The sequence below is a fragment of the Halorubrum sp. B52 genome (assembly GCF_059752555.1).
The window spans coordinates 1078832-1093897 of the sequence record NZ_MWTG01000009.1; the positions used below are offsets into that span (position 1 = coordinate 1078832).

Annotated in this window: 12 protein-coding genes and 4 pseudogenes; 10 read left to right on the forward strand and 6 right to left on the reverse strand. The window is 55.5% G+C overall.

Going from position 1 to position 15066, the window contains the following annotated elements:
- Nucleotides 1–240 precede the first annotated feature (240 nt).
- The 5 genes from B4V04_RS14035 (at nucleotide 241) to B4V04_RS14055 (ending at nucleotide 6518) form a co-directional block, all read left to right on the forward strand.
- On the forward strand, nucleotides 241–2544 hold the full coding sequence (locus B4V04_RS14035; protein ID WP_498232364.1) for a PAS domain S-box protein: 2304 nt from the start codon (nucleotides 241–243) through the stop codon (nucleotides 2542–2544).
- Complete coding sequence (locus B4V04_RS14040) at nucleotides 2541–3122, forward strand: response regulator (RefSeq protein ID WP_498232365.1); 582 nt, start codon at nucleotides 2541–2543, stop codon at nucleotides 3120–3122. Before B4V04_RS14035 ends, B4V04_RS14040 begins: the two co-directional genes overlap by 4 nt.
- 101 nt (nucleotides 3123–3223) lie before the next feature.
- Complete coding sequence (locus B4V04_RS14045) at nucleotides 3224–3598, forward strand: HalOD1 output domain-containing protein (protein WP_498232366.1); 375 nt, start codon at nucleotides 3224–3226, stop codon at nucleotides 3596–3598.
- Nucleotides 3595–5097, forward strand: coding sequence for an ATPase domain-containing protein (locus tag B4V04_RS14050; RefSeq protein WP_498232367.1), 1503 nt, complete (start codon nucleotides 3595–3597; stop codon nucleotides 5095–5097). The genes B4V04_RS14045 and B4V04_RS14050 overlap by 4 nt, the downstream gene beginning before the upstream one ends.
- 11 nt (nucleotides 5098–5108) lie before the next feature.
- Nucleotides 5109–6518 (forward strand): sensor histidine kinase, encoded by a 1410-nt coding sequence (locus B4V04_RS14055; RefSeq protein ID WP_498232368.1) that lies wholly within the window; start codon nucleotides 5109–5111, stop codon nucleotides 6516–6518.
- Between the two features lie 44 nt (nucleotides 6519–6562).
- On the opposite strand, the gene B4V04_RS14060 is transcribed toward B4V04_RS14055, so the two are convergent.
- Together B4V04_RS14060 and B4V04_RS14065 are read right to left on the reverse strand one after the other, a co-directional pair.
- The gene (locus B4V04_RS14060) at nucleotides 6563–7804 is read right to left on the reverse strand and encodes a GAF domain-containing sensor histidine kinase (protein WP_498232369.1); all 1242 of its coding nucleotides are present in this window, start codon (nucleotides 7802–7804) and stop codon (nucleotides 6563–6565) included.
- A gap of 230 nt (nucleotides 7805–8034) precedes the next feature.
- Nucleotides 8035–8673 carry an IS6 family transposase gene (locus tag B4V04_RS14065; RefSeq protein ID WP_498232370.1) on the reverse strand — a complete coding sequence of 213 codons (639 nt, stop codon included), beginning with the start codon at nucleotides 8671–8673 and terminating at the stop codon, nucleotides 8035–8037.
- Between the two features lie 110 nt (nucleotides 8674–8783).
- On the opposite strand from B4V04_RS14065, the gene B4V04_RS14070 reads away from it, so the two are divergent.
- Both B4V04_RS14070 and B4V04_RS14075 read left to right on the forward strand, forming a co-directional pair.
- Nucleotides 8784–9134, forward strand: coding sequence for a DUF7344 domain-containing protein (locus B4V04_RS14070; protein WP_498232371.1), 351 nt, complete (start codon nucleotides 8784–8786; stop codon nucleotides 9132–9134).
- Nucleotides 9135–9174: 40 nt separating this feature from the next.
- Nucleotides 9175–9276: pseudogene (locus B4V04_RS14075) on the forward strand (IS5/IS1182 family transposase); the annotation flags it as partial.
- 34 nt (nucleotides 9277–9310) lie between these two features.
- Here B4V04_RS14075 and B4V04_RS14080 read toward each other — a convergent pair.
- From B4V04_RS14080 to B4V04_RS14090, 3 genes and pseudogenes are all read right to left on the reverse strand, one after another.
- Nucleotides 9311–9559: pseudogene (locus B4V04_RS14080) on the reverse strand (DUF8025 family protein); the annotation flags it as partial.
- A gap of 51 nt (nucleotides 9560–9610) precedes the next feature.
- A pseudogene (locus tag B4V04_RS14085) lies at nucleotides 9611–9823 on the reverse strand (RNA-guided endonuclease InsQ/TnpB family protein); the annotation flags it as partial.
- Between the two features lie 86 nt (nucleotides 9824–9909).
- Entirely contained in the window at nucleotides 9910–10266 is a 357-nt protein-coding gene (locus B4V04_RS14090) for a winged helix-turn-helix transcriptional regulator (protein ID WP_498232372.1), read from the reverse strand.
- A gap of 62 nt (nucleotides 10267–10328) precedes the next feature.
- On the opposite strand from B4V04_RS14090, the gene B4V04_RS14095 reads away from it, so the two are divergent.
- Both B4V04_RS14095 and B4V04_RS14100 read left to right on the forward strand, forming a co-directional pair.
- Nucleotides 10329–11030, forward strand: coding sequence for an SDR family NAD(P)-dependent oxidoreductase (locus B4V04_RS14095; protein ID WP_498232373.1), 702 nt, complete (start codon nucleotides 10329–10331; stop codon nucleotides 11028–11030).
- Nucleotides 11030–11911 carry a VOC family protein gene (locus B4V04_RS14100; RefSeq protein ID WP_498232374.1) on the forward strand — a complete coding sequence of 294 codons (882 nt, stop codon included), beginning with the start codon at nucleotides 11030–11032 and terminating at the stop codon, nucleotides 11909–11911. Before B4V04_RS14095 ends, B4V04_RS14100 begins: the two co-directional genes overlap by 1 nt.
- A gap of 65 nt (nucleotides 11912–11976) precedes the next feature.
- On the opposite strand, the pseudogene B4V04_RS14105 reads toward B4V04_RS14100, so the two are convergent.
- A pseudogene (locus tag B4V04_RS14105) lies at nucleotides 11977–12345 on the reverse strand (DUF6735 family protein); the annotation flags it as partial.
- 240 nt (nucleotides 12346–12585) lie between these two features.
- Between B4V04_RS14105 and B4V04_RS14110 the strand changes: the two are divergent.
- A complete protein-coding gene (locus tag B4V04_RS14110; protein WP_498232375.1) occupies nucleotides 12586–14979 on the forward strand; it encodes a PAS domain S-box protein in 2394 nt (797 codons plus the stop codon).
- Nucleotides 14980–15066: the final 87 nt, after the last annotated feature.

A 15066-nucleotide genomic window follows, 5' to 3' on the forward strand; every position in this document is an offset into this window, starting at 1 on the left:
TCAACCTCTTAAATTGTGTTACCTTCACTAATGGGAAGTGTATTACAGCAATATCTAAATTAGGCTGGTATGAGACTTGAAAAGTAGTGATGATAGGTTCCACAATTTTGGGTTATTAGATCGTAGGGTCAGGCCCCAGCATTTATATGTGAAATGGCCAATGGTTCCGGATGCCTGGTCTATCAAGCAGTACTATCTATGAACAGAGGTCATCCGGCAGAAACTGACACGGTCGGATCCGTGGAACCGCAGTCGGGGCCCGCACAGATTGGGCTACTTCTTGCTCACGAAGCCAATCGTAATCGCCTGGCCAATTGGTTAGCCCCAACGTTCGAGGTAGTGCATCCAGACGCTCAGTCGCTCGATCAGTCGGATTGTGACCTGTATATCGTGGATGAGTTGAAGCTGAACGAGCATCATACTCAGCTTCAGCATCTCAAAGAAAAATCAAGCCCTATGTTTCTCCCGTATCTCTTGGTTTCGGCTCACGCAGAGAGCCATCGGGAGAACCGAGTTGTGTGGGATCTCGTTGATGAGGTTGTTTCCATCCCGACAAAAAAGCGGGTACTCCACCATCGGCTAAGGAATCTCCTCGAGCGGCGTGAGCTTTCCGTGACTCTTTCTACGGAGCTGGACCACCAGCGTGACCTGTTCCGCAATATCTTCGAGTCGTCGAATGACGCAGTCTTCATTATTGATCCAGACGCTGAGGAGATCCGCGAGTGTAATCCTCGGGCCTGTGAACTGCTTGGATATTCGCGGACCGAGCTCCGGTCTTCCGCTCCAGATGTCATTCATCCGGATGAAAAGTCAGAATTTTGGTCGTTCGTCACCGACGTGATCGAAACCGGTCAGGGGTATACCACAGGGCTAACCTGCCGAACCAAAGATGGTGAGCAATTACAGGTTGAGATCTCCGCCGCTGCGATCCAGCTCGATGGGCGCTCTCATCTACTTGCTAATGTTCGCGACATCACCACTCGCTACGAACAGCGAAACATTCTGAATAGGCTCCATGACGTAACGACGGAACTGATGCGGGCACCAACGATCCATGGTGTTGCGGAGGTAACGATCGCCGCCGCAAAACAGGTCTTCGAGTATGACATCGCCGGTGTTCGGCTTCTGAATGGGGAGACGACGCCCGAAACACTCGAACTCGTGGCCGCCACCGACGAAACATACGAACTGTTAGCGTCTGAATCAACAGTGTATGAGTCCGGTGAGAGCGTCGTTGGTGGGGTATTTGAACAGCAAGACCACACCGTTCTCGATGATATCAAATCGGCTGAGACTCCGTTCGATTACGGACCAATTCGGAGTGTGATGTGCTTTCCCTTGGAGGATCACGGAGTGTTGAGTCTCGGGGCAACAGAACCCGCTGCGTTCACCGAGACCGATGTCGAATTGACGAAGATCTTGGCTGCGAACACAACGGCTGCACTTACACGTGCCCAGCGCGAGCAGGCATTGAACGAACAAACGGAGTACTTCCGTGCCCTCTTTGAGAACGCAACTGATGCCATCGCGGACGTGAAATTTGTGGAAGATGTTCCGTGTATCCAAGACGTCAATCCGGAGTTTGAACGGGTGTTCGGCTATGACAGTACTGACATCCGTGGGACCTCACTCACCGAACTCGTCGTCCCACCGAGTGAAGAGAGAGCGTCGAATCTGCTCATGGCACGGGCGCTCGCAGGCGGACGTGACAATGTCGAAATTGAAGGCCGCCGCGAGACGGCAACTGGGCGGCGAGACTTCCTCATCCGCGCGGTCCCGATCCAACAAGATGGAGAACAGCTCGGTGCCTACGTCGTGTACACGGACATCACTGAGCAGAAACGTCGGGATCAACAGCTCCAGGTTCTCAACCGCGTGCTTCGACACAATATTCGGAACAAACTGAACGTCGTCCGTGGAGTCGTTGAGCGGTCACTTGACGATCAGGAACCCGTTCCGAGATCGCTTACAAAGAGCGGATTGGAAGCTATCGACGAACTCCTCAACCTAAGCGAAACAGCGCGAGCCCTGTCGAAAGGAACCAACCCGGACCAACATTTCGAACCCGTTCCGATTGCCCACCTCGTTGAGCAACCGGTGACGTCACTTCAGGAGCGATACCCCGATGCAGATATCTCGATGACAATTGAGGCCGACGAGCGGGTGGCCGGAACCGTCCAATTAGATCGTGCACTGAACGAGCTCTGTGAAAACGCTATCAAACACTCTGATCAGGCGGCTCCTTCGGTGACAATTACAGTCGAACCAGCACAAAATGGAACGAACTGGGTCGAGCTCACTGTCGCGGATGACGGCCCGGGGATTCCCGAGGATCAACAGGCCGTGCTCCGAGAAGGACAAGAGACACAACTCCAGCACGGCAACGGGCTCGGTCTCTGGGCTGTCCACTGGATCGTTACCATCGCCGGGGGAGAGCTCACGCTGTCGAACGGTGATGACCAAGGGGCAACCGTAACGCTCAGACTGCCCACAGTTGGGCCAAACTACCCTCCGCGTGACGATCAGTCGGAGACCTCACTATGACAGGACCCACCAACGAGACGATCCAAGAACAGCCCACAATCCTCGTCGTTGACGACGAAGAGGGATTGGCTGACCTGTACGCTCTCTACCTCGAAGAGGAGTATACCACACGGATCGCATACGACGGCGAAGAGGCCCTCGACCTCATAGATGATTCCGTTGATGTTGTGTTGCTCGATCGGCGAATGCCAGGGATTTCCGGTGACGAAGTTCTCACGACTCTTCGTGAACGTGGGTTTGATCAACCTGTTGCACTGCTCACCGCCGTTGATCCGGGCGAGGAGATCATCGATCTCGATATCGACGAGTACCACGTAAAACCGGTCTCCGAAGAACGGCTTCGAGAGGCTGTCAAGGCACTCCTTGTACGAACGCGGTACGACACAGAGTTCCGCGAGTACTACGCCGCGATCTCGAAGAAAGTGGCTCTGGAAGCATCCATGAACAAACAGGAGCTCGACTCCAGCGACGCGTTCGCGAGGTTAGAACAGGAGGTGACGGAGGCAAAAGACGCCGCAGATTCAACACTCACGGAGATGATGGCAACCGACGCGGTTGCCGGATTCCGTGACATCTGACAATCCACACTAATTACAATGAAACTCAAAACGACATACCAGTCGACAGTGAACCGCACCGAGCTGACTCGACCGAATGGAACCCAGTGGGGAACCAACGCATGAACAACAGTATGTCCCATTTCCATACTGAATTTACCCTCGATTCAACGGTTGAAGTGCCAGGGGGGGATGTTGAATACGATTCGTCACGTGAGGCGTATCGCTTGACACACGACTGGTCGACGAACGAGTCGCTCACCGTCTCGGTACTCGCCGTCGTCGAAGTCGCGTCGACGGTCTCAACAGATGACCTGCCGCCGTTGCACGATTATATTGATCCAGATGGACTGGACAACCTGTTTGCCCCAACCAATTCGGGGCCGGAAAGAGCGTGTGGGAAGGTGACCTTCCCATATGGTGGCTGCCTTGTAACGATCGCCGCGGACGGCGTGATCACCGTCCAGCGGATTCACACAGAGGATGACGTCGAATGACCGACAGCTCATCCCCTCAGTCACTGACGGAGACCGCACAGCCGTTCGACCGCATCGCCACCGGTATTCGTGGACTCGATACGATTCTCAATGGTGGGCTCATTTCCGAACGCAGTTATCTCGTTCGAGGCAGACCCGGAACCGGCAAAACGGTTCTGGGGTTACATTATCTCACGGAAGGAACAGCACAGGGCGAAACCTCATTGTTCATCAATCTGGAGGAAGCGACTGCTGACCTCGAACAGAATGCAGCGGCGCTCGGGTTCGACGTCGAAGAGGTTAACTTTCTGGATCTGAGTCCAAAATCAGAGTTCTTTGCCGACGACCAGGGCTACGACATTTTCGAGTCCAGCGAGGTGGAACGGGATCCGGTAGTCGAAGCGATCACTGAGCGAGTGTCAGCACTTGAACCGGATCGCGTCTTCGTCGATCCGATCAGTCAGCTCCGGTATCTCTCGACCGACGCATACCAATTCCGTAAGCAGGCACTCTCGTTCATGCGACTACTGGGGGAGGTGGGTGCGACCGTCCTATTCACGACGCAGGCGACGGATGACACCCCAGATGACGACCTCCAATTTATGAGCGACGGGACGATCGAACTGGGCTACGCATCGACCGGGCGGTCGATCAGCGTCCCGAAGTTCCGAGGGTCAGCAACTCGAAGCGGAGACCACACGGTGCAAATTACCGATCACGGGCTCGTCGTCTATCCGGAACTCACACCTGGGGACTACGAACAGGAGTTCGTCGATGAACCCATCTCTGCGGGCGTTCCAGAAGTCGATGAACTACTGGATGGCGGGCTCGATCGGGGGACTGTGACCGTCATTTCCGGGCCAACCGGGGTCGGAAAGACGACGACCGGCACGCAGTTTATGAAGGAAGCAGCAGGCCGGGGTGAACGGTCGGTGATGTATCTCTTCGAAGAAACTGCGGGGACCTTTATGCGACGTTCGGAGGCGGTCAACATCCCCGTCGCAGAGATGCGCGACCGAGGGACGCTCAGTGTCGAAGAGATCGAGGCCCTGGACACCTCACCCCAAGAGTTCGCCAATATGGTCCGCCAGGAGGTCGAAGAAGAGGGAGCCGAAATCGTGATGATCGACGGCATCGCGGGCTACAAACTCGCCTTGGAAGGCGAAGAGACCGAACTCGTCAAGCACCTCCACTCTCTCGGTCGGTATCTCAAAAATATGGGGGTGACTGTCATTATGATTGAAGAGATCACCAATATCACGGGGGAATTCCAGGCAACCGATGTCGGAATCAGCTATCTCGCGGACAACATCGTCTTTCTCCGCCATCTCGAATTACAGGGCGAAATGCGGAAGGTTATCGGCGTGCTGAAAATGCGTACCAGCGACTTCGAGCGGACGCTACGCCAATTCAAAATCACTGAGCACGGTATCACCGTCGGCGAGCCACTCACACAGCTCCGTGGGATTCTCAGTGGAACTCCAGAGTGGACTGACGGACCAGACTCGGCTGAACGGTGATTGAGACCGTTATGGACTCTGCCGATAGAGATGACAGTCAGCGGACGACGCTCCTGTTGCTGATCCAGAGTGACCGGAATCGCGAATTGCTCACCGAGCAACTAGCGGAGGAATTCACAGTTCAGACCCACACCGATGCGCCGTTTGAAAATCCCCAATTCGACCTGTGTCTGCTCGATGTGCGCTCGTTGGGGCGGTTTGAGGAGGATCTCCAAACTGTCAAAGCTGAAACGGCACCAACGTTTTTGCCGCTCCTCTTACTCACTGGCGATAAGTCACCTGACGAATTCACTGGAAATATCTGGGATCTCGTTGACGAAGTGATCCAGCGACCGGTCAGTAAGGCTGAATTGGATGCACGGATCGATAACCTCCTGAACCGACGCCGCTTGTCGCTTGAACTCACTCGACAGAAAGAACAGAGCGATCAGCGGTTCGAGTCACTCTTCCAGTCCACTCCGGATCCGGTCATTGTCGTGAAACCGGACGGCACCGTCACCGAGGCGAACGATGCCTTCGCCGCGGCGTTCGGCATCGATACTGATCGGCTGCAGGAGCAGCCGATAACTGACTTTGAATTCACGCCCTCGGAGTCGTTAGAGCGAGTGCTCTTGCGCATTGATGACGAGGATTCGACCACGACAGTCGAGTGGGAACACGACAACGAGAACGCCCTGGTGATGGAACTGAATACGGACGCGATCACCGGGTTGGGTGAAGCAGCCGAGCGAATTGGGATTTTCAGAGATGTTACAGAGCGAGCGAAACGCGAAGAGGAACTCGCACGACAGAACGAACGGCTGCAGGAATTCGCACGTACCGTTGCCCATGATCTCCGTAATCCGCTCAACGTCGCTCGTGGGCGTCTCACATTAGCACGGAAGTCAGAAGACAGGGAGCACTTCGAGGCAATCGAGCAGTCTCACGAGCGGATGACAGAGATGATCGAGGAACTTCTGTCGCTGGCCAAGCAGGGGCAAGCGGTTCTCGATCCAACGGCGGTCGCGCTCGCCGATGTCGCCACGCAAGCCTGGGAGCACGTTGAAACACCGGATGCGTTCCTCGAACTTACTGTCGAGACTTCGGTTCTGATTCTGGCTGACGAAGGACGGCTGTGTGAACTCTTCGAGAATCTGTTTCGAAACGCAGTCGATCACGGTGGGGAAACCGTCACTGTCACCCTCGGACTCCTCGACGATGCTGCAGGCTTCTATGTTGAAGACGACGGACCAGGCATCCCGCGAGAGAAACAAGAGGAGGTCTTTGAAGCAGGATATACAGATGCTGCGGAAGGCACCGGATTCGGCCTCTCGATTGTCCAACAGATCGTCGACGGGCACGAGTGGGCGATCGCTATTTCAACGGGGACAACAGGTGGAGCACGTTTCGAGATAACTAATGTCGAACTCGAGCAGGTGTAGCGTGACTCAGCGGAAGCGACTCCTCCCCTTCCACCCGGGTCAGCTCATCTCATCTCGTTTTCGGTGGGAAGATCAAGATACCACTGTCGATCTTCGTTGGGAATGTCATCGGAATGCAACCAAATCCGGATCGTTGTCCCGTCATCGATAGCGACTGTCAGCTTCCCCCCCGACCGGACAATGGTCCAATAGACGAACCACAAGCCCAACCCCTGGCCGTGTTCCAGCTGTGTCTCCATCCGACCACACAAGATGTTTTGTTCCAGTTCCGGAAGCCCCGACCCGTTGTCTTCAAACTCAATCACAACCCAATCGTCGTGATCCGTGTCAGCATACAGAGTTACTTCCAGCTCCGGATGCTCGTCTGTATGTGTGATCGCGTTTTCACCAAGCTCATACAGTGCCGACTGTAGATACTCGTTTGCAAATACGGTCTGCGAGTCTGGAATCTCAATCGTAATCTCTGCCTCCGGGTGACGTTCACGGAGTTCGGTAGCCACTCCAGCCAGTAGGGATCCGAGTTCTTGTTGTTCGGGTGGCCCGGCATCTCGGGCAACGTGTTCAAGGTCTCGGGCAGTCTCACTCAATTCGGTAAGGTTGTCCGCGCTGTTTACAATCCGTTTCGCTAACTCTTGGTCATCGCCGGTGAGCCGTTGCGTGAGTGCTTTGGCGTAGCCGCTTACGACGTTCATCGAATTACGAAGATTGTGCCGAAGCACGCGATTGAGAACGGCATTGAGTCGGTCACGGTCGGCTAGCTTGTACTCATACCGCTTGGCCTCGATCTCCGTGCCAACGACGCCCGCAACGAGTTCTACGAACGCCCGTTCAGAGGCGGAGAACTGTCGGGAGTGTGATGTCCGAGAGACAAAACAAACCGTGCCATACGTCGTTCCCTCCACCGAGATTGCCGCCCCAAGATAGCATTCTAGATTGTGTGTGTGATACGCGGGATCGTCCGCCCAGCCTTGTTCGCTGGCGTGGGAGATAGCGAGTGGTGAATCCTGTTCGATCGTCCGCCGACAGAACGTCGTTGCGTGCGTATGTTGTGCACCGACTGCAAGGAGTTCTCCCTCGCCGCCAGCGCTCGCGATGACATCATGAACGCCTCGCTCCGTATCAATCCGTTTGATATGCCCGTTCTCGACATCTAGATACTCGCAGCTTAACGTAAGGAGTCGATTGAATTTCTCAGACAACGTGAGATTCTGATTTTCCCGAATCTGGTACACCTCCCGTCGATACACGTCTCCATCCGATGGACGGGACGGTTCCTCAGGAGACATCTCTAAATTATGTTTCGGGACACACAGGTATCATGTTTGGGATAGAGTACCAACCTTTATAATGCCGACTTCGACACCATGCAGGTTGACGGATTTGGGGATCCTCAACGAAGAGATCGTCGGCGGGTTCTACGTCGCAATGCCGTCGGACATCGACGATCTGTTCTAAGACAAAGAAAGGAATTGGGTCCGAATGTCATATCCTTCGGCTACTCCGCTAGAGGGTCGTGTTAACTTAAATATCGGTTCCAGCAGACGGCGAAGGCTCGGAGCCAAGATTCTGCTGTCGTCGGCTCCGCATTTCTAAACGTGTTTAAAAATGAAGAAATCCGTCGTTTTACCATTTTGAAAATACGTTCGACAGTATTCCGATTTCCATAACGAGTGATTTGAAATCGGAGCGACGTTCGTGAGAACGCAGTTGTGAGATGTCCACCAGCATCAACGAGAAACAGCGCATCGTCAACGTGGTTTTTCTCTCTCAGGTCGCGGGGAACCACCAGCGTAAATTGTTGGTTTTGGACGGAAAATACGTCAACATGGAGGAATTGGATTGTGAAAGGATCCACGGCGGCATACAGCCAGAATCTGTCTGAGTTAATCTGAATCGCAGTCTGATCGACCGCAACGCGATTGGGGCACACACCGTCAGCTGGCTGTAGATCGACCTTGTGACTCCAGTTTTGAATTGCTGTTCGACTCCGATCGACACCCAAATTATAAAGATACTGTTTGGTATTCAAAAGTGATAATCCAGCAAGATGGAAATGAATACCGGTTTCAATGATCTCGTGAGGTGTGCGCTTTCGCCCCGCAAACTCCAAGTCTATCCGATCTGTACAGCCGTTGAGGCGGTTGGATTCAGACATAGAGCATTCGAAACACCGACCGTCTCGTTCTTAACTTAACATCGCCATGTGTTTCCAATGTCATCTTTAAGTGCCAAGTAAGTATATGGTTCTTAGTTAACAGCTATGTAATGCTGGATCACAGCTTTGACGTAGAAGAGGTGGATCGGGCCCTAACTGCGTTATCTGATTACCCTCGCCGTCGATTGCTGCTCAAACTCTACGAGGAAACGGGTGCAGGAACAGAAGAATCCATCAATTATACTGAGATCCGTCAATACCAGTTCGAGAGCGGGAGTCTGCAACTGTATCATATTCATCTCCCGAAACTCGAATCGTTTGGATACATCAACTGGAACAAAATCGAGCAAACGATACAGAAAGGCCCCCGCTGGGATGAAGTCGAGCCATTTTTGGACCTCATCTACACGCACCTGAACGAACTCCCGTCGTATCTTCAAGGGAAAGGCGAGCGAGAATGACGAGCTCAACTGGTAACTCTCTCGGTCGTGCTAACAGTGCTCGCTCGGCTTTGCCGTGCGAGCGCGGTCGTGGTTCCGCGAGTTTCGCGAAATCGCGCTGATGTGTGTCGTCTATAACATCAAGTGCTTCGTCACACAGTGAATCTCTCCGCCTTACAGAGATTCAACAAAGGCCCCTTGAAGTGGAAGAACGCAGCCGCCGTGTAGGGCTCGCTCTGTGTTTCGACCTGCGACTCGACGGATGCAGGGAGCGCGATCTGGGGCATCTCCGTGTTGATACTCGCAGCGAACTCCTTCGCTTCCGCGACGGTTGCTTGCGAATAGACCGGTGTTTCGCCGGTGAGTACGTTCACCGGGGTTTCCGTCTCGTCGATGACCAGGACGTCTTCGAAGGTGTGTGTCACCAGTATCGCCTCGAAATCCAACTCGCAGTCATCAACTACCTCACCCTACTTCGCTCGGTCTGACGACCTCGCTCATTGAGGGTGGGGTTTGTCGGTGGATTTCCCTTCTGCCGCTGCAGGGTCGGTGTCGTGAAACTCACCGTTTAGGTTCAAAATCTCCGACGCTAGAGCCAGTTGATAGGCGGCTCCTCCACCTGAAGACTTCTGCCCCGGGTGGAGACGCTTGGCGAGTTTGCGAGCGATGTTCTTGCTCGCATTATAGTCGGCGTTGAGTTCGTACCCGCACTATCAGAAGTTCTCCCAGAATGCGAAGCATCTCGACGGCAACTCTCCTGTTTCGTGTCGACTTGCTCTGCCCTCCAAGTCACAAGCTATTCGAGCCAACTGCCCCCCCATTCGTCGAGTGCATCGAACACGGGGCAGAGGTCGCCTCCTTTCTTAGTCAGGGTATAGTAGCTGGCGACTGGCGACTCCAACTCTTTGCGGTTCTCGACGAATCCTGCTTCCTCGAGGTCGTCGAGCACGCGGGACAACGTGTACGAGCTCGCGCCCGTCGAGCGCTTGAGTTCGTTGAACCGCTTTTCGCCGTCTCGTAAGTCGTTGAGCACCACGAGCTTCCACTTCGATCCGACCTCTTCGACCGCCCCAACAACGTTACAGACATCCGCGTTCCGTAACTCTACGTCGGATTTCTCCGCTTCATCAGCCTCGGGTGGTTGGGTCGCCATAACCTACTCACATGGTTGTTGCCTGAGCTATATATAGGTTTGCCACCAAACTAGGTAATGAAATGGAACTACAAAACTCGACGGTCCTCGTGACCGGTGTGACGGGGAATATGGGCCCGTACGTGACGGATGCGCTCGTTGACAGTGGTGCCGATGTTGTTGGCACCTACGTCACCGAAGATGCGCGTGACAGCGTGGATCACCGTGCTGAGTACGCTGGGCAGGTGTCGTACCACCAGGTTGATCTGACGGACCAGGCGGCGGTAGAAGCGTTCGCCGAGACTGTGGCCGACGACTACGGATCGGTCGACCACATCGTCGGCCTGGCCGGCGGGTTCTCGATGGGTAGTATCGACGATACGGACGCAGATGCGTTCGAAGCGGCGCTCAACCGGCACGCGACGACTGCCTTCCTGACCGTCAAGGCCTTCTCCGACCACCTCGACGGGCGGAGCGGCGTCGTGCTGTTCAGTTCCAACCGCGCTCTCGACCCCGTGGGCGGGACGCTCGCATACGATGTTGGCAAGGGTGCGGTCCGGACGTTGGCTGAATCCCTCGACGTCGAACTCGATGCTCGGGTCAACGCGGTCGCGCCGTTCCTCATCGACGTGCCCGGCAACCGCGAGGCGATGCCGGACGCTGACTTCTCGGAGTGGACGGCGCCCGACGCAATCACGGACGAAGTTCTGCATCTACTGGCGAACGAGGGCGTCACCGGCCAGGTGATCCAGACCACTGGTGGGCAGCTGGAGCCGGAGGTCTGATGCGGTCGAACGACGCTCAGACCACGCCCCATCGAACCTCCATGAACACAGACGAAGTGACCCTGCCGGCGGAGACCCACATCGGACGCACTGCACTCACGGTCTCGAACCTCGGGGAGCTAACCGATTTCTACCGCGATGTGGTCGGATTCGCCGTGCTCAGCCGCGACGACGCGACGGCCGTGCTCGGTGTCGAGGAGACTCCGCTGCTCGTCCTAGAGCATGATCCGGATGCTCCCACTCGACACCGGTCTGGTGCGGGCCTGTTCCACAACGCGTTCCGGGTTCCGTCGCGGGCGGCGCTGGGGGACGCATTGGCTCGCATCCGGGAGCACTGGCAGCTCGGGGGAGCGTCGGACCACGGCGTCAGTGAAGCGTTGTACCTGACCGACCCAGAGGGTAACGGGATCGAGATCTACCGCGATTACCCGCGTGAGGACTGGCCTCGCGGCGACGACGGCCGCATTCGAATGGGGACGTATCAACTGGATTTGGACCCGTTGGAAGCGGCTGCCGCCGGCACGTCGGGGCTGCCTGCAGAAACGGACGTTGGCCACGTCCACCTCGAAGTATCCTCGCTTGAGGCGTTCAGCGAGTTCTACGTTGACACCCTCGGCTTCGAGATTCAAACGGACGTGCCAGCCGCACGCTTCGTCGGTGCTGGTGGCTACCATCACCATCTTGGGGCGAACACGTGGAACCACAGAACGGGGCCAATCAGCGGCAGAGGCCTGTCCTGGTTCGAAGTGGTCGTTCCCAGTGAAGCGGCACTCACCGCACTTCGAGATCGAATTGCGGACAGTCAGTACGGGATCTCGGATCCAAAGGAGGGTATCAGTGTTACAGGTCCGGACGAGATCGAGGTTCGGTTCCGCGCCTGAACCGCACGTCTAGCTCTATCCCGTGCCCTTCTTCTGGACGCGAAGACCCTCGGAGCCAGATCGACCTAGGAGTGGTTCAGATTTGCCTTTTCGAAGGGTGATTCCCCGGTCGGAATGAGCAGTTCCTGCCGGCCTCCGACTCGCTCGGCCAACTTCCGTTTCAGGTACTGTCTCGCCGTTGATGGCGTGAAGACGCCTTTGTCGAGCATGTCGCCAACGACGTCTTTGAGGGCCGCGAACTGTCCCTGTAGGTGGCCGTCGCCGACCGGCTCTCCGTCGTACCAGCGCACCGTCGCGAGCGCGCCGTTCCCGACCGTCTCTCCCTGTTCGACCGTCTCCGAGTCGTACTGGAGCCCGAACCACAGCGTCCGATAGGCGGTCACCTCGAACGTCGTCGATACCACGAAGAACGCCTCATGGTGGAGGTAGTCGAGAGTCGTCCCGAACTGCCAGAATTCTCGGACGAGTGTATCCGACTTTCGTCCACGAATGAATGCCGAAATCGCCTTTGGTAAACCCATGTACCTACTCTTAAGATTCACGCTAAAGAGTCAAAAACATGGGTGAAAAACGCTAATAATAGGTTGATCGTCGTGTTTTCGAAGGAACAGCATTGGTGAAAAAGTCTGGCAGATTCAACGGACTTTTTGCGATTGCGTTCAGTTTAACGGAAGATGACTGAGCGGAACAGGGCTTCCACTGAAGAAGACCAAACTCTCGAGACCATTTTTGCTAACTCCCCTCTCGATTTTGGCGACACGGATTTCTGTCAAACACTGGTGGAAAACACGTCTGAAGGACTTCTCACGATCGACAAAGACAGTACAATCGTCTTCGCTAACCCGGCACTTGAACGTATTCTGGGGCACCGCCCGGAGGATTTGGTCGGGCAGTCCTTGTTGACACTCATTCCGGACCGACTCGTCCAAGATCACGTTCGAACGTTCCAGCGGTATCTCGAAACCGGCGAACCACAGATCGACTGGGATGGCATCGACCTGCCAGCACAACACGAGGATGGCCACGAGATTCCCGTTTCGATCAGCTTCCGCGAACACTTCCACGAGGGCCAACAACTCTTCACAGGTGTACTCCGGGATATCAGTGACCACAAATCACGGCAAACTGACCTGGAGCGCCTCGAAGATATCGTCACGCACCTCCCAGATGGAATCTATCGGACCGAATCCGAACCAGGTGGAACCTTCCTTGAAGCGAATCCGGCCTTGCGGGACATGCTCGATGTGGAGTCAATAGACGCACTTCGCCAGATGGGTCCTGCGGATTTCTACGCCAATCCCGATAAACAACGGTCATTGCGCGAACAAATCCGTGAAGAAGGAGTCCTTTCGGACGAGGAACTGAAAATACGGACCGCGACAGGTGGGTTGCTCTGGACATCAGTTACGGCGATCGAGCGTGAAGAGCAGGGGGAGACCTATATCGATGGTGTAGTCAGGGACATCACGGAGCGGAAAGAGCGCGAGCACGAACTTCGAGAGCACCAGCAGAGTATCGATGCGATCCTCTCTCACATTCCGGGAATACTCTTCACACTCGACGAGGATGGCGTCTTCACCCGCTCGGAGGGAGAGACACTACGGAACATCGGACTCGAACCGGAAGAAGCAGTCGGCCAGTCGGTCTTTGATCTGTACGCTGACCATCCCAAGATCTTGGATCTTTGTCGACGAGCGCTCGAAGGGGAGGCACTGAACACTACCGTAGAAGTTGCTGGAAGGGTGTTCGAGGCAACATGTCAACCAGTATTCGACGAAGAAGACACCGTCACGCAGGTCGTGGGGTTCGCCTACGACGTCACCGAGCGTCAGGAGCGCGAACGCACGCTCGAAAATCAGCGAACCACGCTCGAACGCGTCCAGCAGATTACCGAGAGTCTCCGGCCACTCAACCGGGCGCTCGCACAGGCCACAACCCGGGACGACGTCAATCAGGTTGTCTGCGAGCAACTTGCGGCATCTGACGCCTATCTCTTTGCATGGTACGGTGATTACACCCCCGGGAATACACAAGTGAGTCCCCAGGAGTGGGCCGGCGTCGATGACGACTATCTCAGAGACGTCGAAGTGACGATCGACGGGAGTGACACAGGCCAAGGGCCGGTCGGCCGGGCCATCCGCTCTTGTGACGTCCAGGCAGCCCGAAATATCCTCACTGACCCGTCATTCGAACTAGGGCGTGACGAGGCGTTAGACCGAGGATATCAATCCTCGGCTGTCATTCCCGTTGTCTTCGGTAAAACCGTCTATGGTGTGATCGGGGTGTACTCAGGGCGGCCGAACGCGTTCGACGAATACGAACAGGGACTGCTCCGCGAACTCGGGGATCGCATCGGACACGCGATCCACGCAGAGGAGAACAAACGACTCCTTCACACGGAGACCGTCGTTGAACTGGAGTTCCGAACGACGGGTACAGGATCGGTCTTCGTTCAACTGACTGAGGAACTCGACTGTCGGCTGGAGCTCGAAACGGTTGCCCCCGCCTCTAAAAACACGTTTCTCTGCTATGCGACCACCGAAGGGGCAACTCCGAACACAGTTATCGAATCGCTCTCAGACTCGCCGGTGATCGCTCACGCACGGGTCGTCGATGCAACGGATTCCAGCGGAACGATCGAGTATAGGATTAGAAAATCCCCAATGACGAAGCTACTCAATTACGGCGCGGTCGTGACGTCTCAAATCGTCGAGAACGGTGAAGAGACAATCGTCGTGGAAGTCGCACCGGATGCGGATATCCGCACGATCATCTCCGCTATCCAGACAACGTATTCGAATACGGTCTTCGTCGCCAAACGATCGGTAGACCGACCTGTCCAGTCGGTTACTGTCCCACATAATGGGCTTCAGGACGTGTTGACTGAACGGCAACGCGAGGTGCTGGAACTCGCCTACCACGCCGGATTTTTTGAGTCTCCGCGCCAATCAACAGGTGACGAACTCGCCCACGCACTCGGTATTACCCCACCAACGTTCTACGTACATATCCGAAAAGCGACCCAGAAGCTTCTGGAACAAATCGACGAGATGGACCTGTTCGAGTAGACGAGGCAAGGATTCATCGTTCTTGACCCTGTTCCGTGCGAGAGTAGTCTCTCTCAACGGTGATTCACTGGGTCGAATGTGGGGAAT